This window comes from Microbacterium sp. K24, from assembly GCF_004794465.1.
Classification (GTDB): Bacteria; Actinomycetota; Actinomycetes; order Actinomycetales; family Microbacteriaceae; genus Microbacterium.
In genome coordinates this window covers 115,851-138,361 of the sequence record NZ_SSDJ01000147.1, presented here as the reverse complement: position 1 = coordinate 138,361, position 22,511 = coordinate 115,851, and the positions used below count along the sequence as shown (strand labels likewise).

Annotated in this window: 22 protein-coding genes; 5 read left to right on the top strand and 17 right to left on the bottom strand. The window is 69.3% G+C overall.

Annotated features, from left to right (window positions below):
• Positions 1-109: 109 nt before the first annotated feature.
• The 4 genes from DW306_RS18965 to DW306_RS18950 form a co-directional block, all read right to left on the bottom strand.
• Positions 110-1,780, bottom strand: coding sequence for an ABC transporter ATP-binding protein (locus tag DW306_RS18965; RefSeq protein WP_136057128.1), 1,671 nt, complete (start codon positions 1,778-1,780; stop codon positions 110-112).
• Between the two features lie 20 nt (positions 1,781-1,800).
• Positions 1,801-2,766, bottom strand: coding sequence for an ABC transporter permease (locus DW306_RS18960; protein ID WP_136057127.1), 966 nt, complete (start codon positions 2,764-2,766; stop codon positions 1,801-1,803).
• A gap of 34 nt (positions 2,767-2,800) precedes the next feature.
• Positions 2,801-3,805 (bottom strand): ABC transporter permease, encoded by a 1,005-nt coding sequence (locus DW306_RS18955; protein ID WP_136057126.1) that lies wholly within the window; start codon positions 3,803-3,805, stop codon positions 2,801-2,803.
• 86 nt (positions 3,806-3,891) lie between these two features.
• Positions 3,892-5,565, bottom strand: a complete 1,674-nt coding sequence (locus DW306_RS18950; protein WP_136057125.1) for an ABC transporter substrate-binding protein — start codon at positions 5,563-5,565, stop codon at positions 3,892-3,894.
• A 168-nt stretch (positions 5,566-5,733) separates the two neighbouring features.
• Between DW306_RS18950 and DW306_RS18945 the strand changes: the two genes are divergently transcribed.
• The gene (locus DW306_RS18945; RefSeq protein WP_136057124.1) at positions 5,734-6,654 is read left to right on the top strand and encodes a sugar kinase; all 921 of its coding nucleotides are present in this window, start codon (positions 5,734-5,736) and stop codon (positions 6,652-6,654) included.
• A gap of 157 nt (positions 6,655-6,811) precedes the next feature.
• On the opposite strand, the gene DW306_RS18940 is transcribed toward DW306_RS18945, so the two are convergent.
• The 6 genes from DW306_RS18940 to DW306_RS18915 form a co-directional block, all read right to left on the bottom strand.
• Positions 6,812-7,099 carry a GIY-YIG nuclease family protein gene (locus DW306_RS18940; protein ID WP_136057123.1) on the bottom strand — a complete coding sequence of 96 codons (288 nt, stop codon included), beginning with the start codon at positions 7,097-7,099 and terminating at the stop codon, positions 6,812-6,814.
• Between the two features lie 113 nt (positions 7,100-7,212).
• The gene (locus tag DW306_RS18935; RefSeq protein ID WP_136057122.1) at positions 7,213-8,079 is read right to left on the bottom strand and encodes a MurR/RpiR family transcriptional regulator; all 867 of its coding nucleotides are present in this window, start codon (positions 8,077-8,079) and stop codon (positions 7,213-7,215) included.
• Between the two features lie 14 nt (positions 8,080-8,093).
• Positions 8,094-9,605 carry a glycoside hydrolase family 3 N-terminal domain-containing protein gene (locus tag DW306_RS18930; protein WP_136057121.1) on the bottom strand — a complete coding sequence of 504 codons (1,512 nt, stop codon included), beginning with the start codon at positions 9,603-9,605 and terminating at the stop codon, positions 8,094-8,096.
• Positions 9,602-10,435: a carbohydrate ABC transporter permease gene (locus DW306_RS18925; RefSeq protein ID WP_136057120.1), complete on the bottom strand. Its 834-nt coding sequence runs from the start codon at positions 10,433-10,435 to the stop codon at positions 9,602-9,604. The genes DW306_RS18930 and DW306_RS18925 overlap by 4 nt, the downstream gene beginning before the upstream one ends.
• The gene (locus tag DW306_RS18920) at positions 10,432-11,409 is read right to left on the bottom strand and encodes a sugar ABC transporter permease (RefSeq protein ID WP_136057119.1); all 978 of its coding nucleotides are present in this window, start codon (positions 11,407-11,409) and stop codon (positions 10,432-10,434) included. The genes DW306_RS18925 and DW306_RS18920 overlap by 4 nt, the downstream gene beginning before the upstream one ends.
• Before the next feature lie 15 nt (positions 11,410-11,424).
• A complete protein-coding gene (locus DW306_RS18915; RefSeq protein ID WP_136057118.1) occupies positions 11,425-12,711 on the bottom strand; it encodes a sugar ABC transporter substrate-binding protein in 1,287 nt (428 codons plus the stop codon).
• 180 nt (positions 12,712-12,891) lie between these two features.
• On the opposite strand from DW306_RS18915, the gene DW306_RS18910 reads away from it, so the two are divergent.
• The 4 genes from DW306_RS18910 (at position 12,892) to DW306_RS18895 (ending at position 16,216) form a co-directional block, all read left to right on the top strand.
• On the top strand, positions 12,892-14,151 hold the full coding sequence (locus DW306_RS18910; RefSeq protein ID WP_136057117.1) for an LCP family protein: 1,260 nt from the start codon (positions 12,892-12,894) through the stop codon (positions 14,149-14,151).
• A gap of 33 nt (positions 14,152-14,184) precedes the next feature.
• A complete protein-coding gene (locus DW306_RS18905) occupies positions 14,185-15,045 on the top strand; it encodes a fused MFS/spermidine synthase (RefSeq protein WP_136057116.1) in 861 nt (286 codons plus the stop codon).
• Positions 15,046-15,154: 109 nt separating this feature from the next.
• Entirely contained in the window at positions 15,155-15,682 is a 528-nt protein-coding gene (locus DW306_RS18900) for a hypothetical protein (RefSeq protein WP_136057115.1), read from the top strand.
• Positions 15,683-15,727: 45 nt separating this feature from the next.
• Positions 15,728-16,216 carry a SprT-like domain-containing protein gene (locus DW306_RS18895; protein ID WP_136057114.1) on the top strand — a complete coding sequence of 163 codons (489 nt, stop codon included), beginning with the start codon at positions 15,728-15,730 and terminating at the stop codon, positions 16,214-16,216.
• A 33-nt stretch (positions 16,217-16,249) separates the two neighbouring features.
• On the opposite strand, the gene DW306_RS18890 is transcribed toward DW306_RS18895, so the two are convergent.
• The 7 genes from DW306_RS18890 to DW306_RS18860 all read right to left on the bottom strand — a co-directional run bounded on the left by DW306_RS18890 (position 16,250) and on the right by DW306_RS18860 (position 22,504).
• The gene (locus DW306_RS18890; protein WP_136057113.1) at positions 16,250-16,687 is read right to left on the bottom strand and encodes a DUF3054 domain-containing protein; all 438 of its coding nucleotides are present in this window, start codon (positions 16,685-16,687) and stop codon (positions 16,250-16,252) included.
• Between the two features lie 55 nt (positions 16,688-16,742).
• On the bottom strand, positions 16,743-17,405 hold the full coding sequence (locus DW306_RS18885; RefSeq protein ID WP_136057112.1) for a 2-phosphosulfolactate phosphatase: 663 nt from the start codon (positions 17,403-17,405) through the stop codon (positions 16,743-16,745).
• Positions 17,406-17,423: 18 nt separating this feature from the next.
• Entirely contained in the window at positions 17,424-18,884 is a 1,461-nt protein-coding gene (locus tag DW306_RS18880; protein ID WP_136057111.1) for an FtsX-like permease family protein, read from the bottom strand.
• A complete protein-coding gene (locus tag DW306_RS18875; RefSeq protein WP_136057110.1) occupies positions 18,881-19,642 on the bottom strand; it encodes an ABC transporter ATP-binding protein in 762 nt (253 codons plus the stop codon). The genes DW306_RS18880 and DW306_RS18875 overlap by 4 nt, the downstream gene beginning before the upstream one ends.
• 170 nt (positions 19,643-19,812) lie before the next feature.
• A complete protein-coding gene (locus tag DW306_RS18870) occupies positions 19,813-20,448 on the bottom strand; it encodes a response regulator transcription factor (RefSeq protein ID WP_136057109.1) in 636 nt (211 codons plus the stop codon).
• Complete coding sequence (locus DW306_RS18865) at positions 20,445-21,653, bottom strand: histidine kinase (protein ID WP_136057108.1); 1,209 nt, start codon at positions 21,651-21,653, stop codon at positions 20,445-20,447. The genes DW306_RS18870 and DW306_RS18865 overlap by 4 nt, the downstream gene beginning before the upstream one ends.
• Positions 21,654-21,712: 59 nt before the next feature.
• The gene (locus DW306_RS18860; protein ID WP_136057107.1) at positions 21,713-22,504 is read right to left on the bottom strand and encodes a class I SAM-dependent methyltransferase; all 792 of its coding nucleotides are present in this window, start codon (positions 22,502-22,504) and stop codon (positions 21,713-21,715) included.
• Positions 22,505-22,511: the final 7 nt, after the last annotated feature.

Here is a 22,511-nt window from a genome sequence, read left to right as displayed (position 1 = left end):
AGGGAGAAGCGAGCGCAACTACCAACTATACGTGCGAATCTGCGACATGGCAAGCTCAGTCCTTGACCAATCTCGGAAGCTGCGGTAAAAGCCCCCGAGATCGGCCGGATCAGGACGCGATGTTCAACTCATTGCCGGGGATCGAGGCCAGCAGCTTGCGCGTGTACGGGTCGCGGGGGTTCGTGAAGATCTCCTCGGACGAGGCCGCCTCCACGAGCTTCCCGTCCTTCATCACGCAGACGTAGTCGCTGATCAAACGCACCACCGCGAGGTCGTGCGAGATGAACAGGTAGCTCAGTCCGTACTCCTTCTGCAGGTCGCCGAGCAGCTTCAGGATCTGATCCTGCACCAGCACGTCGAGCGCCGACACCGGCTCATCGCACACGATCACGTCGGGCGAGAGCGCGAGGGCACGCGCGATCGCCACCCTCTGACGCTGACCGCCCGACAGCTCGGACGGATACCGCCGCAGCATCGACTGCGGCAGGGCCACGTCGTCGAGGAGCTGCCGCACGCGCTTGCGCCGCTCGGCGCCGCTCCCCCGCTTGTAGAAGTCCAGCGGCTCCGCGATGAGGCGTTCGATCGTGAACATCGGGTTCAGGCTCGAGTACGGATCCTGGAAGATCGGCTGCACCTGCTGGCGGAAGTTCTTCGTCTCCGCGCGGCTGAGCGACGAGATGTCCTTGCCCTCGTAGCGGATCAGCCCGCTCGTCGGCTCGACCACCTTCAGCAGCATCCGCGCGGTCGTGGTCTTGCCCGAGCCGGACTCCCCCACGATCGCGACCGTCTCGCCTCGAGGGATCGCCAGCGACACGTCGTCGACGGCCACGAAGTCCTCCCCGCGCCCGCGCACCGGGTACACCTTCGTGAGGTGCTCGATCTCGACGATGTTGTCCTTCGGCTTCGCCGCCTCGGTCGCGGCGTCGGCTGCCGCCTCGGCATCCGTCCGCTCCTCGACGTGGAACGCCTCCGGCCGGAGCCGCGCAACGGCGACCGACGGAGCTGCCGCCACGAGCGACTGCGTGTACGGATGCTGCGGAGCCTCGAGGATCTGCCGCGCCGGCCCCTGCTCGACGACCTTGCCGCGATGCATCACGATGACCCGCTCCGCACGCTCGGCGGCGAGGCCGAGGTCGTGCGTGATGAGCAGCACGGCCGTGCCGAGTTCGCGCGTCATCGCCCCGATCTGGTCGAGGATCGTGTGCTGCACGGTGACGTCGAGCGCGCTGGTGGGCTCATCGGCGATGAGCAGCCGCGGCTTGCACGCCAGCCCGATCGCGATCAGCGCGCGCTGGCGCATACCACCCGAGAACTCGTGCGGATACTGCTTCGCACGACGCGCGGGATCGGGCAGTCCCGCAGCGGTGAGCGCCTCGACGACCTTCGCCTGCACGTTCTGCCGGTTGGCGAGGCCGTGGGCGAGCAGCGTCTCGGCCACCTGCGTGCCGATCTTCGCGACCGGGTTCAGGTTCGACATCGGGTCCTGCGGCACGAGACCGATGTCGCGCCCGCGGATGGTGCGCAGCTCGTTCTCCGGAGCGTGCGTGATGTCCTTGCCGTCGAGGCGGATGCTGCCCGCGGCGACCTTGCCGCCGCCGGCCAGCAGGCCGATGATGGCCATCGCGGTGGTGGACTTGCCCGAACCGGACTCCCCCACGATCGCGACGGTCTCGCCGGCGGCGATCTCCAGGTCCACTCCCTCGACGGCGTGCACCACGCCGTCCATCGTGGCGAAGTCCACGGCGAGCCCCTGGACCGACAGCAGTGGCGCAGTCGACATCTGATTCTCCTTCGCGGCGCTCATCGCGCCCTCGTCCGGGGGTCCATGGCTTCGCGCAGCGCCTCGCCGAGGAGGGTGAAGCCCAGCGCGGTGACGGCGATGCAGATGCCGGGGAGGAACGCCAGCCACGGCGCGATCGCCAGTTCCGCCTGCGCGTACGTGAGCATGCGGCCCCACTCGGCCGTCTCCGGTCGGCCTCCGCCGAGACCGAGGAACGACAGGGCGGCGGCGTCGATGACCGCGGTCGCCAGCGTCAGGGTGCCCTGCACGATGACCGGACCGATGGAGTTCGGCAGCACGTGCGACATGGTGATCTGGCCGCGGCCGAGGCCGAGCGTCTGCGCCGACAGCACGTAGTCGCTCGACCGCTGCTGCAGCATCGAGGCACGCAGCAGACGGGCGAAGATCGGCACCTGCGAGGCTCCGATCGCGATCATCACCGCGAACGGCGTCTGACCGAGGATGGCCGCGATCGACACCGCCAGCAGCAGGTTCGGCACCGAGAGGATGATGTCGACGACGCGCATGATGATCGTGTCGACCCATCCGCCGAACGTTCCGGCGAGCAGACCGAGCACCATGCCGCCGATGAGACCCATGGCCGTGGAGATCACGCCGATCAGGAGAGACGCCTGCGCGCCCCAGATGAGCTTGGAGAGCACGTCGCCGCCGAAGCGGTCGAGCCCCAGCGGGAACTCCGGCAGCTCACCCGGACCCGGGATGTGGGTCGGGGTGATGAACTTCGCCCCGGGGAGCGCGGTCTCGGGATACGGCGCCAGCAGCGGCGCGAGGGCCGAGATGAGGATGAACGCGAGCACGATGGCTGCGCCGATCCATGCCGTCGGGTTGCGACGGAGCCGACGGAGCACATCGCTCCAGAATCCACCGGAGCCCTCCTTGAGACCGGCCTGGGCGATCGCGACGGTGTCGATGACGCCGCCGTTCTCGGCCGACGGTCCTTGTGCGGGTGGGAGTGCGACGCTCATGATGCGGCCTCCTTGCGGACGATGGTGAGAAACATCACTGCACTCTCACTCTCGGGTCGATGAAGCTGTAGGACACGTCCACCGCGAGGTTGATCAGCGCGTAGGCGATCGCGATGAAGATGATGAATCCCTGGAGCACGGGGAAGTCCCGGGTGAAGATGGCTCTCGCGAGGAACGAGCCGATCCCGGGGAAGGCGAACACGGTCTCGGTGAGCACCGCGCCCGAGATCAGCAGACCGGTCTGCAGACCGATCGTCGTGATCACCGGCAGCATCGCGTTGCGCAGGATGAAGCGGCTGCGCAATGTCGACGACCCCACGCCCTTCGCCCGCCCGGTGCGGACGTAGTCGGCGTTCTGCACCTCGAGGACGCTCGCCCTCGTGATGCGGACGATGATGGCGAGCGGGATCGTGCCGAGAGCGAGCGCGGGCAGGATGAGATGCAGGATCGCATCCCAGGACGCGTCGAACTCGCCGGTGATGATGCCGTCCCAGACATAGAAGCCGGTCGGATGAGTGGCGTCTATTCGCGGGTTCTGCCTGCCGTCGGACGGCAGCCAGCCCAGCTGCACCGCGAAGACGTACTTCAGGATGAAGGCCAGGAAGAACACCGGGATCGTGATGCCGACGAGGCTCAGCACGACCGACGCGTGGTCGGTGAGCTTGCCGTGGCGTCGCGCGGCCCAGTACCCGAGGGGGATGCCGACGCCGACGGCGAAGATGAGCGCCATGACGCTCAGCTCCAAGGTCGCCGGGAAGCGCCGGAAGAACTCCTCGACGACGGGACGGTTGGTCTGGATGGATGTTCCGAAGTCTCCCTGGAGGAGGCGTCCGATCCAGATGAAGTACTGCTCGAGCAGCGGCCTGTCGAAGCCGTAGAGCTCATTGACTCGGGCGACCGCTTCGGGTGTCGCCTTCTCACCGAGAAGGGCGACGGCGGGGCCGCCGGGGAGGGCCCTGACCCAGGCGAACAGCAGGATGCTGAGGCCGATCAGGGTGGGGATGAGGAAAAGCAGTCGCCTGCCGATGGTGCGCAGCAAAGAGATCTCCGATGATCGGAAGGTACGCCGTGCTCCGGTCCCCGCGATGTGCGGGGACCGGAGCAGGGCGCCTCAGATGGTCAGACCTACTTGGTGAGGACGATGTCCGTGAAGACCTCGTCGTTCACCGGGCTGGCCGGGTAGCTCTTCACGCGCGGGTCGAACGCCAGGGTCGGCGCCGGGTGCGCGAGCGGGACACCGGGGATGAACTGCGCGACATCCTCGTTGATCTGCTCGTACAGCGCGGTCTGCTCCTCGAGGCTGGCGACGCCCCGCGCCTCGGTCAGCTTCTGGAACAGGTCGGGGTTGTCGAAGCCCCACTCGGAGCCCTGCTGGCCGAAGAAGACGCCGACGAAGTTGTCGGTGTCGTTGTAGTCGCCGGTCCAGCCGAGCAGGTGGATGCCGTGGTCCGAGGTTCCGGTGGTGCGGTCGAGGTACTCGACCCACTCCTCCGAGACCGGGGTGGTCTCGACGCCGACGTCGGCGAGCTGCGACGAGAGCACGGTGAAGATCTGCTCGGGGTCGGGCATGTAGGGGCGCGACACGTTGACCGGGTAGTTGAAGTCGAGCTTCAGCGGGTTGGCCTCGGTGTATCCGGCCTCGGCGAGGAGCGACTTGGCCTTCTCGGGGTCGAAGTCGTAGGTCGTGACGTCGGGGTTGTATCCGTTCACGACGGGCGGCACGAACTCGATCGCCTTCTCGGTGCCCTCCGGGAGGACCTGGCTGATCAGCGCATCCTTGTCGATGGCGTACGACAGCGCCTCGCGGACCTTCGGGTCCTGAAGCTCCGGCACGGCCTGGTTGAACGCCAGGTAGAGGATCGTGAACGGCGGGCGCGACACCATGGTGAAGCCGTCGTCCTCGAGAGCCTTGGTGTCGGCCGGTCCGACGAGGTCGTAGCCGTCGATCGAGCCGGACTCGAGCGCCTGGCGGCGCGCGGTCGGGTCGTCGATGGTGCGGAAGATGATCTCGTCGACCTGCCCTGCCTCACCCCAGTAGTCGGGGTAGGCCTTCAGGGTGAGCTGCTCGCCCGGTGCCCACTCGTCGAACTGGTAGGGGCCGGTGCCGACCGGGTGTCCCATGGCGTATTCGGAGAGCTGCGGAGCCTCGGCCGAACCCCCGACCTCGTCAGCGCCGAACTCGGCGAGAGCGGACGGGCTCTGCATGCCGAAGGACGGCAGCGACAGGGAGGCGACGAAGCCGGCGAACGGCTTGTTCAGCTCGATGGTCACCTTGTTGTCGCCGTCGGGGGCGCAGGACTTGTAGACGGCCTCCTCGGGGTTCGAGGAGTAGCCCTTGAAAAGCTTGTTGTAGTAGTACCCGAACGCCTCGGATGCGGCCAGGCCGGTCCAGTTGTACCAGCGGTCGAAGTTGAAGCAGACGGCCTCGGCGTTGAACGGCGTGCCGTCCTGGAAGGTCACGCCCTCTTTGAGCGTGAAGGTGTGCGACATGCCGTCCTCGGACGACTCCCACGACTCGGCGAGGAGAGGCGCGGGGTCGGCGGTGCCCGGCTTCGTGCCCACCAGTCCCTCGAAGATCTGACGCGAGACGCGGAACGTCTCGCCGTCCTGCGCGAAGGCGGGGTCGAGGCTGGCCGGGTCGGAGGATGCGGCGAAGACGAACGTGCCGTCGACATCGCCGGAGCCCTCGGAGCCCTCGTCTCCGCGATCGCTGGCGACGCAACCCGCCAAGGCGACCGCGGCGATGGCTGCTCCGGCGATGGCGATGAGCCCCCGCCGTCGTGTGACTGTGTGGTGCATTCTGTGACCTTCCCTGTAGGGCGCTTCTGTGCACGTCCCGGAGCCTCTTCGCCCCGGACACGGTGATTCCTCGACGCTACCCAGTGAATTCTCAGATACCAAACACCCGTGTGTTGCGATCCGGTATCGACCGCTGCTGTATTCCGGTGTTCCGGTAATGTCCAGATCGTGCCCGACTCCTCCCCGCTCGCCGTCTGCTTCGGCGAGGGCATGGTCTCGCTGATCCCCGCCCTCGCGGCTCCCCTCGAGGACAACCGCACCTTCCACCGTTCGCTGGCCGGTGCCGAGTGGAACACGGCCATCGCGCTCGCGTCGGCCGGCATCCGCACCGCCGTCGTCTCGCGCGTCGGAGACGACGGATTCGGACGTTTCCTCACGGCGGAACTGCGTCGGCACGGCGTCGACGACTCCGCGGTGGAGATCGATCCGGATGCTCCGACCGGGCTCTACGTGAAAGAGCTCGCTCCGCGTCCCGACGGCGCCGTCGACGGCACGATGCACTACTACCGGGCCGGGTCCGCGGCGGCGCATCTGTCTCCGCGCACGCTCGACTCGCCCGCGGCATCCGCTCTTCTCGCCGGAGCCGCGCTCGTGCACACCTCCGGGATCACGCCCGCCCTCTCGCCGTCGGCGCGCGCCGCGCAGGAAACCCTGTTCCGGGACCGCCGGCCCGATCGGCTGCTCAGCTTCGACGTGAACTGGCGTCCGGCGCTGTGGCGCGACCGCGAGGACGAGGGGCGCGGGCTGATCAGCGAGTTCGCCCGGCACGCCGACGTCGTCTTCTGCTCGCGCCCCGATGCCGAGGCCGTGTTCGGCGTCGGCGAGCCCGAGCAGCTGCGCACGCTGTTCCCGGAGCCGCGATACCTCCTGGTGACCGCCCCCGACGGCGCCGTGGCGTTCGACGGCGACGAACGGGCGGACAGCGCTGCCCTCGAAGTTCCGGTCGTCGAGACGATCGGCGCCGGCGACGCGTTCGCCGCCGGCTTCCTCGCCGGCATCCTCACCGGGCTCTCGCTCTCGGGCAGCCTCGCCCGCGGCCACCGCATCGCCACGCGCGCCCTCTCGAGCACCCGCGACCACGTCGACTGACCTCGAAGCCGCGGTCGTCGAGCGACAATTCGACTCGCTTCGCTCGCTCAGTGCGCGTCTTCGCGAGACGAAACGCACCTCGGCGACGATCTCGGTCGTTGAGCGACACTTCGACTCGCTTCGCTCGCTCAGTGCGGGTCTTCGCGAGACGAAACGCTTACTGCGCAGCCCTCGTCCGAGCGCTCCAGCCGACCACGGCATCGAGGCCGCCATCGATGAAAGCCTGCCGCTTCGCGTGGCTCCACCCCTGCAAGCGCTTCTCCCAGGCGAAGGCCTCGTCGATGCGGGAGAACCCTTCGCTCCAGGCGAGTTCGATCGGCAGGCGTCGCTTCGTATACGCGCTCCCCATGCCTTGCTGGTGCTGGATGATCCGGCGATCGAGGTCGCGCGTACTTCCAACGTAGAACGTGCCGTCGGAGCAGCGAAGGATGTAGACGTAGCCCATGCCCGAGACCCTACGAGCGGATGCCGACACTCGCGGTTGCGCAAGAGACTGCGTTTCGTCTCGTCGCTGGCGCTCCTCGCTCAACGACCGGAGAATCGGACGTGGGACAGGGGTCAGCGACGGCGGCGGGACGCGGCGGCGTCGTGCGTGAGCTGGAGGGGCAGGGCGACCGGCTCGCCGCGGTGCTGCACGACGCGCACGAACAGCACGTCGACGAGGGCCAACTGCGCGATGCGGCTCGACATCGCCGCCATCCGGAACGGCGACTCGTGCGCGTGCGTGAGCAGCACCACATCGGCTGCGAGGGCGAGCGACGAGTCCGCGACACTCGTGACGGCGACGGCGAGCGCACCGGCATCGCGCGCGACCTCGAGTGCGCGCACCGTCTCGATGGTCTCCCCGCCGTGCGAGAACGCGATGCCCACATCGTCGGCCGTGCGCAGCGACGCCGTGGTCACCGCGAGATGCGGATCGGGCGAGTGCGCCACGGAGCATCCGATGCGCGACAGCTTCAGCTGCAGGTCCTGCGCGGTCAGCGACGAGGCCGCCTGGCCGAACAGGTCGATGTGCCGGGCGGCGACGACGGCCCGGGCGACGCGGTCGAGCGCCGCCGCGTCGATCCCCCGTGCGGTCTTCTCGATCGCGTCGATCTCCATCGCTGCGAGCTTCGCGGCGATGGCCTCGGGCTCGTCCTCGGGGTCGATCGTCGTGCTGTCGAGTCCGAAGCGGGCCTGCTGCGCCTGGGCGAGCGTGACCGTCCGCGCGACCGCGACGCGCAGCTCGCGATACCCGCTGTAGCCGAGCGTCTGCGCGAAGCGGGCGACGGTCGACAGGGAGGTGCGGCACAGCTTCGCGAGGTCGTTGATCGCGAGGTCCACGACGAGGGTCGGATCCCCCAGGATGGTGTCCGCGACGCGCGCCTCGGCAGCGCTCAGCTTCGGCAGCGAGCGTCGCACCAGTGCGAGAACGTCGGCGTCCATGGGCGGATCCCGCCTCACCCGGCGGTGTCGACCCTCTCCGGTGGAGCGGTGCGGCCCAGCAGCGCCTCGCGGGCGACCAGGGCCCCGAGCCGACTCGCGGCGGCGACCTCGATCGTCGGCAGGGGCAGCGGATGCCGCGCCGGCAGGCCGACGTTCACCACCACCGCACCCGGGTCGCGCTCGGCGGCGCGTTCGACGAGTGCGCGCTGGGCGGCATCCGCGTCGGGTCGGTCGATCAGCAGCACGGTGGTGCCGGATGCCGCGGCGACCTCGTCGAGCACCCTGTCCTGCATGGAGACAGGGTTGCTCGCGACATCGAGACGCACGCGGTACCCGTCGGCGGCGAGGGCGCCGGAGACGTAGCCGGCGGCGCTGTCCACGGCCAGGGAGGAGCGGCGGCGTGCGTCGACGACCGCGACCTCGGAGGCCACCGCGGGGGCTCCCCCGACGACCGACACGGCTCGTCGCACGATCGCGGCGGCGTCGAACTCGTCGGCGGTGTCCTGGTGCCGGTCCGCGGCGGAGCGGAGCTTCGCGGCGAGCGTCGCGACCCGAGCCGCGGCCTCCTCGACGCGCTCGCGGGCCAGGGATCCGTCGCGCAGGGCGGCGACGATCCCGTCGCGTGCGGCGAGGAAATCGCGGCGATCCTGATCGACCTGGGCGGCCTCGCCGGGGTTGGTGGGATTGCCGATGCAGAGGAGGTCCGCTCCCGCGGCGAGCGCGAGCGCCGCACCGCCGTCGATGCCGACGGTCTCACGGATGGCGGCCATGTCGAGGGCATCGGTGATGACCACGCCGTCGAAGCCCCAGTCGCGCAGCATCCCGAGCACGCGGGGGTTCAGCGTCGCCGGCGCCTCGCCCCACGCGGGGACGACGATGTGCGCGGTCATGACGGCGTCCACTCCGGCGTCGATCGCAGCGCGGAAGGGTTCGAGGTGCACGCGCTCGAACTCCTCGATGTCGAGGGAGATCTCCGGCAGCGCGTGGTGCGAGTCGACATGAGTGTCGCCGTGACCCGGGAAGTGCTTGACGCACGCGGCGACCGCGCCGTCCTGGATGCCGTCGATCGTCGCGACCACGTGACGCGAGACGAGATGCTCGTCCGCGCCGAAGGCGCGCACGCCGATGACGGGGTTGCTCGGGTCGGTGTTGACATCGGCGACCGGTCCGAGGATCACGTTCGCCCCGATCGCCCGCACCCGTCGGGCGAGTTCCGCGCCTGTCATCTCGGTCGCGATGAGGTCGTCGACCAGACCCAGCTGCGCCGCGCCGGGCACCGTCGAGCCCGAGGCGGACTCGAGCCGGGTGACGCTGCCGCCCTCCTCGTCGATGCCGATCAGCGCGTCGGGATTCGCGGCGAGGATCGCGTCGCTGAGGTCGGCGAGGCCGTCCCCCACGTTCTGGCCGAAGTAGACCACTCCGGCGAGGCCGTCGCGCAGCTCGTCGAGGAGCCAGTCCGGCGCCTCGGTTCCGAGGAACCCGGGCCAGAGCACGCCGTTCGCGAGACGCTCGAGGTCGGCGCTCATCCCTTCACCGCCCCCGCGACCATGCCGGAGGCGAGACGACGCTGAACGATCACGAAGAAGATCATGACAGGAACCGTGATGATCGTCGACGCGGCCATGATGCTGCCCCAGTCGTTGGAGAACAGGCCGAAGAACGACTTCAGACCGATCGACACCGTGTACTGGTCGGTCTCGGCGCCGAGGATCGTCATCGCGAAGATGAACTCGTTCCACGCGGTGATGAAGCTGAAGATGCTGGTCGCGACGAGGCCGGGCATGACGAGGGGCAGCAGGATCGAGCGGAACATCCGCCACCAGCTGGCACCGTCGATGTAGGCGGCTTCTTCGAGCTCGACGGGAACGGCGGCGACGAAGCCGCGCAGCATCCAGATGCCGAATGCGAGGGACAGCGCGATGTAGACGATCATCAGACCGATGATGCTGTTCAGCAGTCCGAGGCTCTTCACCTGGAGGAACAGAGGGATCACGAGCGCCTCGAGCGGCACCATCTGCACCACGAGGATCAGCATGAGCACCGTGGTGCGGAACTTGAAGCGGAACCGCGCGACGGCCACCGCCGCGAGCAGGCAGACGAGCGCGCTCACGAGCACGGTCACGAGCGCGACGATCGCGGAGTTGCGGAGGAACGTGCCGAAGCCGCCCTCGTTGAGCACGAACGCGAAGTTGTCGAACGTGAACTCCTGCGGCAGCAGCGACTGCCCACCGCTGGAGGCCTTCTTGTCGAAGGCGCTGGAGACCATCCAGTAGACCGGGAACAGCGTGAAGATCAGGACCGCGGCGACCGCGATGCCGAGTCCGATGCGGGACTTGAGCGAAGCGCGGGGGTTCACAGCTCGTCCTCCTTCATGAGCGACCGGATGTAGACGATCGTGATGCCGATCAGGACGAGCGTCAGCAGCACCGCGAGCGCGGCACCGAAGCCGTAGCGGTTCTGGCCGAACGACTCGACGTACGACCAGACGCCGAGGTTGAGCACGGACCGGTTGCCGCCCGACCCGCCCGGCATCAGGTACACCTGCGCGAACACCTTGAAGTCCCAGATGGTCGACAGGATGATCACGACCGAGAACACCGGCTTCAGCGTCGGGAAGATGATCTTCCAGAAGCGGCGCCAGGCGCCGGCGCCGTCGAGGGCGGCCGCCTCGAGCATCTCCTTCGAGACGCCGAGGAGCCCGGCGAGCACCGTGATCGCGACGAACGGGAAGCCGTGGTGCACGACGTTCAGGAGCACGATGGCGTAGAAGGACCATTGGTTCGTGAACCAGTTGACCGAGCCGTCCATGAGGCCGAGGTCCTTCAGGACGGAGTTGAAGATGCCGCGGTCGGCATCGAAGATGAAGGTCCAGACGTATGTGCCGGTCACCGCGGGCATCGCCCAGGCGACCATGATGCAGCTGGAGACGATGACGCGCCACGTGGTGCCGAGGCGGGCCAGAAGCAGGGCGACGAGCGTGCCGACCGCCACGGTGACGAAGACGGCGACGGCCGCGAAGCCGACCGTGTTGGGCAGCACCACCGTCCAGAGCGTCGGGTTGGTGAGCGCCTCGGCGTAGTTCTCGAGACCGATCCAGTTGCTCTCGCCCGTGTTGATCTCCCGCAGGCCGTAGTCCTGCAGCGAGTAGATGACGACCTGGACGAGCGGCCAGAGCATGAGCACCGCGAGGATGATCAGCCCGGGAGCGAGGAGGAGCCAGGGGCGGGCCTTCAGGAGCGAGATGCCTCGCTTCTGTCGGCCGCCGCCGACCACGGAGGCGGAGGTGGACTCCGCCTTCGTGGCCGGCAGTGGCGCTTGCACCATCGACATGGAAGGGATGCTTCCTTACTGGTTGAGCAGTTCGGTCATCTCGGCGGCGGCGTCCTTCGTCGCGGTGGCGACGTCCTTCTGCCCGCTGAGGATGGCCTGGATCATGGCGTTGGTCGTCTTCTTCGCCTGGACGGCTCCGAAGTTCGGCGTGACCGGGACGGATGCTCCGCCGTCGACCATCTGCTCGGCGAACGGTGCGACGAGCGGGTCGGTCGAGGCCAGGGCCTCTTCCATCGCGGACTGGACGCCCGGGAAGTAGCCGGTCTCGTTCGACCACTGCTCGGCGAACTCGCCGGTGGTCATGAGCTTGACGAACTCCCACGCGAGGTCGGCGTTCTTGGTGGTGTTGAACACCGACAGGTGCGATCCGCCGAGGACGGACGGGGCGATGCCGCCGTCTTCGCCGGGGATGACCGCGGCGCCGATCTTGCCTTCGAGGTCGGGGTTCGCCTCGATGAGCGCCTTCGGGGTCCACGAGCCGGAGAGCATCATGGCGACGTTGCCCTGCGTGAACGCGTCACGGAGGTCGGTCTCCTTCCAGGTGGTGGCACCCGCGGAGGAGAAGCCGTGCTCGGTGGCGAGGCCGGTGTAGAACTCGATGCCGGCCTGCGACTCCTTGCTGTCGAGCTCGCTGGTCCACTCGCCGCCGTCCTGCGTGGCGATCTCGCCGCCTGCGCCCCAGACCCAGGGGTAGACCTGGAACTCGGCGTCACCGGCGACCGGGAACGGGAGCATGTCGGGCTTCGCGGCCTTGATGGCCTCGCCGGCGGTGACGATGTCGTCCCACGTCTTCGGAGCCTCGAGTCCGAGCTCCTCGAAGACGTCGGTGCGGTAGACGATCGAGCGGACGCCGGCGTACCACGGCATGCCGTAGAGCTCGTCGTCGTAGGTGCCGGCGACCGCGAGGCCCTCGACGAGGTCGTCGCGCAGGCCCTTCTCGGCGTCGACGTACTCGTCGAGCGGCTCGAGAGCGCCGGCGTCGGCGAACTCGGCGGTCCAGGTGGTGCCCGTCTCGGCGATGTCGGGGGTTGTGCCGCCGGCGATGGAGGTGACGAAGCGATCGTGAGCGTCGGCCCACTGGATCTCCTCGATGGTGACCTTCGCCCCGGTCTCCTCTTCGAAGGCCTCGGAGACCTTGTCGTAGAAGGCGGTCGCGTCGGGATTGGTGCCCTTCATGATCCAGACGGTGAGCTCCTGGCCCTCTCCGTCGGTGCCGCTCTCGGTGGCACCGCCGGCGCAGGCCGCCAGGCCGAGCGTGGCCGCGGCGCCCAGCGCCACGACCGGAAGAATGCGCTTGTGCATCAGGGGATCTCCTCTTCGAAATTTCTCCTGGCGGGCATCGGGTGCTCACCGGATAGGAAAAAGTATCCACGACTAACTAATTCCCTGCAAGTTACTCCCACAATCGTCATGCGCCCGTAACATCGGCCCTTCCGGCGGTTTCCCTGCTGGCTGCGCAGCGGCCTGGGTATGCTCGCCCGCATGCCCAGACGCGCCCGAGACGGCGACCGCTCCGCGGTCGCCCGCCACGCAGATGTGAAGAAGAGCACCGGTGTCCCCCGGTTCCTGAAGATCGCGGGGATCGTCGTGGCGGTCGTCCTGACGTCCGCCATCGCCGTCGCCGCATTCGTCGTCGTCGACCTCTTCAACCGCGTCGGAGACGGAGCGGTGACCCTCGAGGACGCGCCCGAGGTCGAGCCCCCGTCGATCGGCGCGTACGCCGGCGAGTTCAGCATCCTCATCATCGGCACCGACGAGTGCGGAGAGGTGTCGACGGGTCTCCTGGGCAAGCGCTGCTCCGAGGCCGACGGCGGCGTGCTCAACGACGTGAACCTGCTGGTGCACGTCTCGGCGGAGCCGCGCAACGTCACGGTCGTGTCGTTGCCGCGCGACCTCATGGTCGCCGTCCCCGAGTGCACGCGCCCCGACGGCTCCGTCGCCTCGTCGATGTCGAAGGCGTCGATCAACACCGTGTTCGAGCACGCCGGATTGTCGTGCGTCGCGAAGACGGTGACCGACCTCTCCGGCATCCCGATCCCCTTCGCGGCCAAGATCTCGTTCGACGGCGTCATGGAGGTCACCGAGGCCATCGGAGGCGTCGAGGTCTGCATCGGCGGCGATGGCATCCGCGACGAGGCGACGGGCATCGACTGGCCCGCCGGCCTGCGCACCGTGTCGGGCATCGAAGCCCTGCAGTTCATCCGCACCCGGCACGGCGTGGGCGACGGAAGCGACCTGGCGCGCATCTCCAACCAGCAGCAGTACATGTCGCGGCTGGTGAAGAAGGTCATGAGCGAGGAAGTGCTCACCGACCCGGCGGTCGTGCTCCGCCTCGCGAACACGATCGTCGACAACGTCGACCCGAGCGACGAGCTGAGCAACCCCGTCCGCCTCGCGCAGCTCGGGCTCGCGATCAAGGACGTGCCGTTCTCCGAATTCGCGTTCGTGCAGTACCCGAGCTTCCCCGACCCGGATAAGCCCGACCAGAAGGTGATTCCGAATCTCGACGCCGCAGAGACGATCTGGGCGGCGTTGAAGGCCGGTCAGCCCTTGCAGCTCACCGGCGACGTCGCCAGCAACGGCGGCGTCGAACTCGTCAGCCCCGCCCCGGAGGCCACCACGGACCCGGCCCCGACGGACGCCCCGGCCACCGAGACTCCGGTGCCGCGCGCGACCCTCGACCCGAGCATCTCCGGACAGACCGCAGAACAGGAGACCTGCGCGAACGGCAAGCAGGACTGATCGCGGCCCGCGCAGGCGCGTAGGCTCGACGGCATGGGCCGGATGCGATCGCGTGACACCGAGCATCCGCAGGCACGGCTCGACCACGGCGGCACCGCGCGGATCGTGCCGTCGGAGTTCACGAGCGGATTCGAGCTCGTCGTCGACGAGACCCCGCAGTCGCACGTCGACCTCGACGATCCGACGCACCTGCACTTCGAGTACATCGTGCGGATGGGCGCGGTGATCGATCAGCTGCCTCCCGGTCCTCTCACCGCGGTTCACCTCGGCGCGGGCGCGCTGACCATCCCCCGCTACATCGACGCCACGCGTCCCGGATCCCGCCAGCAGGTCATCGAGCTCGAGGCGCCGCTCGCCCAGCTCGTGCGCGAGCACCTGCCGCTGCCCAAGGGCGCCGGCATCCGCATCCGGATCGGCGATGCACGAGAGGGCGTGCGCCGACTCCCGGCCGCGCTGCAGTCGAACTGCGACCTCGTCGTCTCCGACGTCTACTCGGGTGCGCAGACACCCGCGCACCTCACCAGCATCGAGTTCTACCGCGAGCTCGCCGGCCTCCTCGCTCCCGCCGGAGTGCTGCTGGTCAACGTCGCGGACGGCCCGGGCCTCGCTTTCGCACGCCGGCAGGCGGCCACGATCGCCGAGGTCCTCCCCGAGATCGGCGTGCTCGCCGACACGCAGGTGCTGAAGGGCCGGCGGTTCGGCAACCTCGTCATCGCGGCATCCGCTGCTCCGCTCCCGACCGAGTGGCTCCCCCGCATGCTGGCGGCCGGCCCGCACCCCGCCAAGATCGCGCAGGGCGCCGAGGTGCACGCCTTCGTGCAGGGCGCGCGTGTCGTCACGGATGCCGACGCGGTGGCATCCCCGCGTCCCGACGCCTCGCTCTTCCTGCGCTGAGCACAGTCGTCGCCGACTTCTCGAACGGATGCCGTCGCCCGGGGCGCGCCGCCCCGAAGACCGGCCGAGCGCCAGGCAGACTGGACGGGGACGCTGCGGAAGGAGAGCAATGAGTTTCATCCAGGGATACGACCAGGAGACCCTCCGCGAGCTGGTCGATCTCGACGAGTGCGCGGCGCGCCTCGCGGAGATCGACGCGCAGCGCAGCCTCCCGGCGCTCCTCGAGCGCGTGTGGCTGTTGAAGGTGCTCGATCGTCTCGATGAGGCGCTGGCGCTGGCCGACGACGCGGTGCGTCAGGCGCGGATGGCGGGCACGCGCAAGGACGTGCTGCGCGCACGCGTGCTGCACGCGACGATCCTGCAATACCGGGGTGCGTACGCCGCCGCCGAGCAGGAGCTGTCGACCTGCGCGGCCGAGGCCGAGGGGCAGCGCTGGCTGTCGATCGCCGCGTTCGCGCACCATCATCACGGCAAGAACGCCTACGACGCGGGCGACTACGAGACGGCGCGCGAGAGCTTCAAGCAGTCGCTCTTCCTGCGCCGCGAATCGGGTGCGGAGGATCGGGACCTCGAGACCGCGCTTCTGGCGATCGAGGCCGCAGAGCGTCGACGGTCCGAGCAGCTCGTCGCGGGTTGAGCAGGCCTCGACCGCGATGTCGGCGGCATGGCTTAGCCTGGGCCCATGGCGGAACTTGACCGTGTGCGCATCTGGGGCGAGGCACTGATCAGACTGCATCTCGACGAGAGCTGGTCGTTCGGCTTCGACAACGCCAAGCGTCGTGCCGGACTGTGCGATTACACGAAGAAACGCATCACCGTGTCGCGGTACCTCGCGGCCCGCTTCGAGGACGACGAGATCCATCAGGTGCTCCTGCACGAGGTCGCCCATGCGCTCGCCGGGCACACGGCCGCGCACGGACAGGCATGGAAGGTCGTCGCGCGCGATCTCGGCTACGTCGGCGGCACCACCCACCGCGGCGAGACCGCCGTCGAGCTCGCGCCCTGGGTCGGCCGCTGCCCTGCCGGGCACATCACCTACCGACACCGCCGACCGACGAGAGCGACCTCCTGCGCGCGCTGCTCGCGCACGTTCGACGCGCGCTACGTGTTCGCCTGGACGCGCCGAGAGATCACGACCGACGCGCGCCTGGCCGCGCAGATGCCGCGCTGATCTGCGACGCCGGCACTCGGGAGGGTCGCCGGATCAGACGATCGGGTCGACCGGGTCTCGGTGCTCCGATGCCACGCCGTTCGCGGCGCCCGGTTGGGTCTCACCGGCCTCCGTCGCACTGCGGCGACGGACGAGAGCGGTGACCGCCCGCCAGCCCACGAGGAACACCCCGAGCACGAGCGTCGCGACGATGATGAAGGGCACCTCGGCCGTGTCGCCGCTGACGACGCGCAGGAGGATCCCGCCCGCGACGGTCACGATCCAGACGACCGTTCCCCACAGCACCGACCAGGGGCGACGCGGCCTGCCGGGCAGCAGTGCTGCGAGAAGATGACCGACCAGAAGCGCTACGAGGAACGGCCAGGCGGTGAGCAGGAAGCCCGCCGGATCCTCGTCGTGAGAGGCACGCCCGATCACGGCGAAGATCAGCACGAGCACGGCATCGACGATGAGAGCGGGGAGGTACCTCATGCCACGACCCTACGTGGCCGTCGGCGTGAGCGTGCACGCCCCGCGGCCATGCCGCTCAGTCGAAGCGGATGAAGCGCCCGTCGACCAGGACCGGGACGACGTCGACGGCGTCGATCACGGCGGCATCCACCGGCGCCGTCGGCACGACACCGGATGCCGCCATCCGCGCGGTCGATGGGACGCCGATCTCGAGTTCGCGCGCGGAGCCGCTGGCGCTGAGCATGTGCCGCAGCGCGCGGCGCAGAGCGCGGAACCCCTCGGCGGCGACAGCGGCATCCGGCGCGGTGTGGTCGATGCCGAGATCGGTGAGCGCGGCGATGATCGCGCCGGCGCCGAGATGATCCTCGACGGCGAAGCGCGGCTCCCCCACCTCGTCCCACTCGCCTGCCGCGATGATGGCGACAGACGTCCGCGCCTGCCGACGCTCCTGCACCGTCTGCACCGCCCGTGCGACCGCCGACGCATTGCGGATCGCGCCGACGAGCACGGTGGCGTCGGTGGCCGCGGCCGCCGTCGCCACGGCCGCGCCGTTGGTGGACCATTCGACCGCGTCGGCCAGTTCGATCTCAGCGCCGCCGGCGACGGCATCCGCCACCGTCGACGAGAACCGCAGCACGTCGACGACCACGACGATGTCGGCCGGGGCGAGGCGGGCGAGCCCCGCGATGCCCCAGTCGAGACGGACCTGATACGTGGACTGATCGAACGGCGACGGCATCCGTCCAGCCTAGAGCCGTCAGTCCGCGGCGAGCGCCTCGACGGGGGCGACCCGGGTGGCCAGGCGGGTGGGAGTGGCGGCGGCGACGAGCGTGAGCACGGCCGTGGCCACGACGATGATCGCGACCGGGATCCAGGGGATCTGCGGCAGCACGAATCCGGCAGGCTCGAAGTCGGGCAGCGTCGGCACCGAGCCGAGCAGCGACTGCGCCGCGATCCAGCCGTAAGCGACTCCCAGCACGAGGCCCGTGAACGTCGCGGCCACGGTGATGTGCGTCGCTTCGAGCAGCACCATGCGCCGCACCTGCCCGTTGGACAGCCCGATCGAGCGCAGGAGACCCAGTTCACGGCGACGCTGGACGACGCCGATCGTGAGCAGGTTGACGAGGCCGACGGCGGCGATCACCGCGGAGACCGCGACGAGCACCATCATGATCCCGGCGAACGCGTCGAACGGCGCGAAGAACTCGTCCGGGACCTCGCCGTCGACCTGGGTCATCATGAGCCGCTTGGCCGATTCCAGCGCGACGGCGAACATCGTCACCAGCGTCACGCCCATGACCACCCCGATCGCCATGCGCGAAGAGCGTTCCGGGTACCGCAGGGCATTCTCCGCCGCGAGACGCGCCGTCGCGCTCGATCCGAACATCCGGCCGACGAGACGCAGCACCGGAGGCATGATCATCACCGATCCGATCACCAGGCCCGTGAACGACAGGATGCCGCCGAAGAACGCCACCACCACGCCGAGCGGAGTGATGAGCCCGATGACCACGCCGCCCGCGAGGAGCACGGCTCCCGAGATCAGGAGGATCCATGCGCCGATGTGGCGGCCGGGCTTGCCGGAGACCTCGTCGTGCGTGCGCTCCACGGAGCCGCCGAGCGCCTGCAGCGGCGTCACCGAGAGCACGCGACGCGAGCCCGCCCAGGCGGCGGCCCAGGTCGTGAGGGCGACGCCGACCACCGGCAGCGCGATGAAGGGCTGCGCGAGCGAGAAGCCCGTGGGATCGTTCGCCACGAACTGCGCGCCCACCTGAACGCCGACGACGGCGAACAGGAGCCCGGCGAGAAGACCGATCGCGGCGCCGATCACGCCCACGATGAACCCCTGCCGGCCGACCTGCGCCCGCTGCGAACGGGCGGTCGCGCCGATCAGTCGCATCAGGGCGATCTGCCGCGTGCGTCCGGCGATGATGGTCGAGAAGGTGTTCGCCGTGACGATCGCGGCCACGTACATCGCGACCGCCGTCAGCAGCACCGAGAGCAGCGCCACGACGATCGCGAGGGTTTCGCTGTCGCCGATGAACGGATCGGCCTGCAGCACGGCGCCGATGTAGGCGGTGACCTCGACGAGGATCACCCCGAACGCGGCCGACAGCGCGGCCACGAGGATGCTGGCGCCCATGCCCCGATCACGCAGCCAGCCGAGACGAGGGCCGGTCGCGGCCGTCTCGGGCACAACCGTGGCGACGGCGGTCATGCCGCCACCTCCGCCGCGAGCATGTACGCCGAGATATCCTCCGCCGTCTGGCGCGGGTGGTCGGCGACGATGCGGCCGTCGCCGAGGTACAGCACGCGGTCGGCGTGGCTCGCGGCGATCGCGTCGTGCGTGACCATCGCGATCGACTGACCGTGCTCGCGGCTCGCCGAGGCGAGCAGCTGCAGCACTTCGCGTCCCGTCTTCGAGTCGAGGTTGCCGGTGGGCTCGTCGGCGAAGACGAGGTCGGGCGCGGTGGCGAGAGCACGGGCGATCGCGACGCGCTGCTGCTGCCCGCCCGACAGCTGGTGCGGGCGGTGGTTCAGCCGCGAACCGAGGCCGAGCGATTCGATGAGTCCGTCGATGCGCGCCCGCTCGATCGCGCTCGGACGGCGTCCGTCGAGCTCGAACGGCAGCATGATGTTGCCCAGGGCGTCGAGGGTCGGCACGAGGTTGAACGCCTGGAAGATGAAGCCGACGCGACGTCGGCGCAGGATGGTGAGGTCGAGATCACCGAGGCCGGTGATGTCGGTGTCGCCGATCCAGGCCCGCCCCTCGGTGGGGCTGTCGAGTCCGGCCATGATGTGCATGAGCGTGGACTTGCCCGAGCCGGACGGGCCCATGATGGCGGTGAACTGCCCGCGGCGGATGCCGACGCTGACGCCGTCCAGCGCGCGCACCGTCCCTTCTCCCGAGCCGTAGGTCTTCTTCAGGTGCTGGACCCGGGCGGCGAGGCCGAGGTCGGTGGTCGTGATCTCCATGCCTTCACGCTATTTTCGACAGCCGTCTCGGCGCGTCGCCCGGAGGAGGCATCCGCCGTACATCGGAAGGATGATCCGCTACCGTGCCGAGCCACCCTCTTGGGTACGAGCCAGCCCTCTTTGCGTGTCCATAAGAGGGCGGCTCGTATCGAAAGGGGTGGGTCGGCCGATCAGGTGAGGCCGTGCTCGAAGGCGAAGACGACGAGCTGCACCCGATCGCGGAGGGCGAGCTTGGTGAGGATGCGGCTGATGTGCGTCTTCACCGTCGCTTCGCTCAGGTATTCACGACCGGCGATCTCGGCGTTCGACAGGCCCCGCGCGGCGAGCGCGAAGATCTCCCGCTCGCGATCGGTGAGGTCGGCGAACTGCGGCGGCACAGGCTTCGGCGCCTCGGCGAAATGCGCGAACAGATCACGAGTGGCGGATGCCGCGATGACGCTGGATCCCGCGTGCACGGTGCGGATCGCCGCGAGCAGGAACTCAGGATCGGCGTCCTTGAGGAGGAACCCGCTCGCACCCTGCCGGATCGCGCGGGCCGCCGCCTCGTCGAGGTCGAAGGTCGTGAGCATGACGATGCGCGGCGGTTCCGGCCGCGCCAGGATCTCGGCGGTCGCGGTCAGGCCGTCCATCACCGGCATCCGGATGTCCATGAGCACCACGTCGGGGCGGCTGGTGCGCACGATCTCGAGGGCCTCCTGCCCGTTGCCCGCTTCTCCGACCACCTCGAGATCGGGCTGCGAGGCGACGAGCATGCGGATGCCGGCGCGGAACAGCGCCTGATCGTCGACGAGGACCACCCGGATCATGCGTCCTCCTCCTCTGGAGCCCCTGAGCCTGCCGAAGGGCCGATCGGAAGCGAGGCCTGAACGACGAACTGCGCCCCGCGATGTTCGGCTTGCAGACTACCGCCGACCAGCTGGGCGCGTTCGCGCATGCCGATGAGGCCGTGACCACCCGGCGCCGGGGAGGCGTCGCCGGCCACGGTGTTGCGCACCTGCACGTCGACGCGATCCGGCAACCACGCCAGGTGCACGTGGACACTGCCGTCGCCGTGTCGGATCGCGTTCGTGAGCGCCTCCTGGAGGATGCGGTACACGGCCAGCTGGATCGCTCCGGGCGGCTCCCCCGGCGGCATCGGATCGACCGTGACGAGAGGTTCGACGCCGGCCTGACGCACCTGGGCGAACAGCGTCTCGAGGTCGGCGAGCGTGGGCTGCGGGCCGTCGCCCTGCCGGTGACGGAGCTGGGTGAGCAGCATCCGCACATCACTGAGCGCACTCCTCGCCGTGGTGGCGATCGTGCCGAGAGCCTCGGTGGCCATCTCCGGTCTCGTCGCCGCGGCGTACCGGGCGCCGTCGGCCTGTGCGATGACGACCGCGAGCGAGTGCGCGACGATGTCGTGCATGTCACGGGCGATGCGCACGCGCTCCTGCTCTTCGGCGGCGAGCGACTCGGCCTTCAGCTGCGCGGCCCTGGTTCTGCGTGCGCGGAGCACCACGCGCCACAGCAGCCCGCAGACCCAGGCGAATCCGAGGGCGAGGACCGACACGATGAGGAGGAGCACTCCCCCGGTGATCTGCTCCCACCCGATCCCCGTGCCGAAGGTGACGCCGGTGACGACGACCATGTAGGCCGCTGCGACGAGGCCGCCCACCAGCGTCGACGCGAATCCCCACCACAGCACGCGACGCGTGCCCCACGCGGAGGTCGCATAGAGCACGAGCAGAATCGCGAGATCGATCGGAAGAGGGCCGAACCCCGCCAGCATCTGCACGATCGCGCCGGCCCACGCCGCGCCCAGTGCCAGGCCCGGGGCCAGTCGGCCGATCGCGACACCGCCGAACATCAGGATGCCCGCGACGACGACCGCTCCGACGCTCGCACCCGGGATCGCGGTGCCGCCGGTGGTCGGCCCGTAGAACACCACGGACGTCGGCGTCAGGATGAGGAAGAGCAGCGCCGCCCCGACGATGTCGAGGATCAGCGCCGTGCGGGAGAGCGGGCGGATCACTCCCCCACGCTACGCGAGCACCTCACGGGCGGCATCCGTCTCGAGATGTATCCGCACGACTAGGCGCGGCAGAGGATCTCGCCGTGCGGCACGAGGAACCACCCGTCGCCGTCGTCGGCCCAGCGCTTCCACGCGTCGCTGATGTCCTGCAGGTCGCTGCGGGTCGCCATGCCGCTGTCGACCAGCTGCCGGGCGAGCGCGGATTCGAGGATGCGGTCGGCCCACATCCCGCCCCACCACGCGCGCTCCGCCGCGGATGCGTAGCACCAGGTGGATGCCGTCGCCGTGATGTCTTCGAAGCCTGCGGCCCGTGCCCAGGAGAGCAGACGCCGACCGGCATCCGGTTCTCCGCCGTTCGCCCGGGCCGCGGCGTCGTAGAGGGCGAGCCAGCGGTCGAGCTCCGGCAGCACCGGGAACCAGATGAACCCGGCATAATCGGCATCGCGGGCCGCGACGATCCCGCCGGGCACGGTGACGCGTCGCATCTCGCGCAGCGCCTGCACAGGGTCACCGACGTGCTGCAGCACCTGATGCGCGTGCACGACGTCGAAGGAGTCATCGGCGAAGCTCAGCGCGTGCACGTCTTCCACCGAGAAGTCGAGATTCGTGAGGCCGCGGGCCTCCGCGAGGTCGCGCGACAGCGACAGCGCCGTATCGTCGATCTCGGTGGCGGTGACGTGAGCGACGATGCGGGCGAAGTCGACCGTGATCGAGCCCGGTCCCGCGCCGACATCGAGCAGCCGCGTGCTGTCGGTGAGGTGCGGTCGAAGATACTCGGCGGAGTTCGCGATGTCGCGCACGTTGTGCGACCGGAGGACGGAGTCATGGTGTCCGTGCGTGTACGTGGCCATGCGCTTC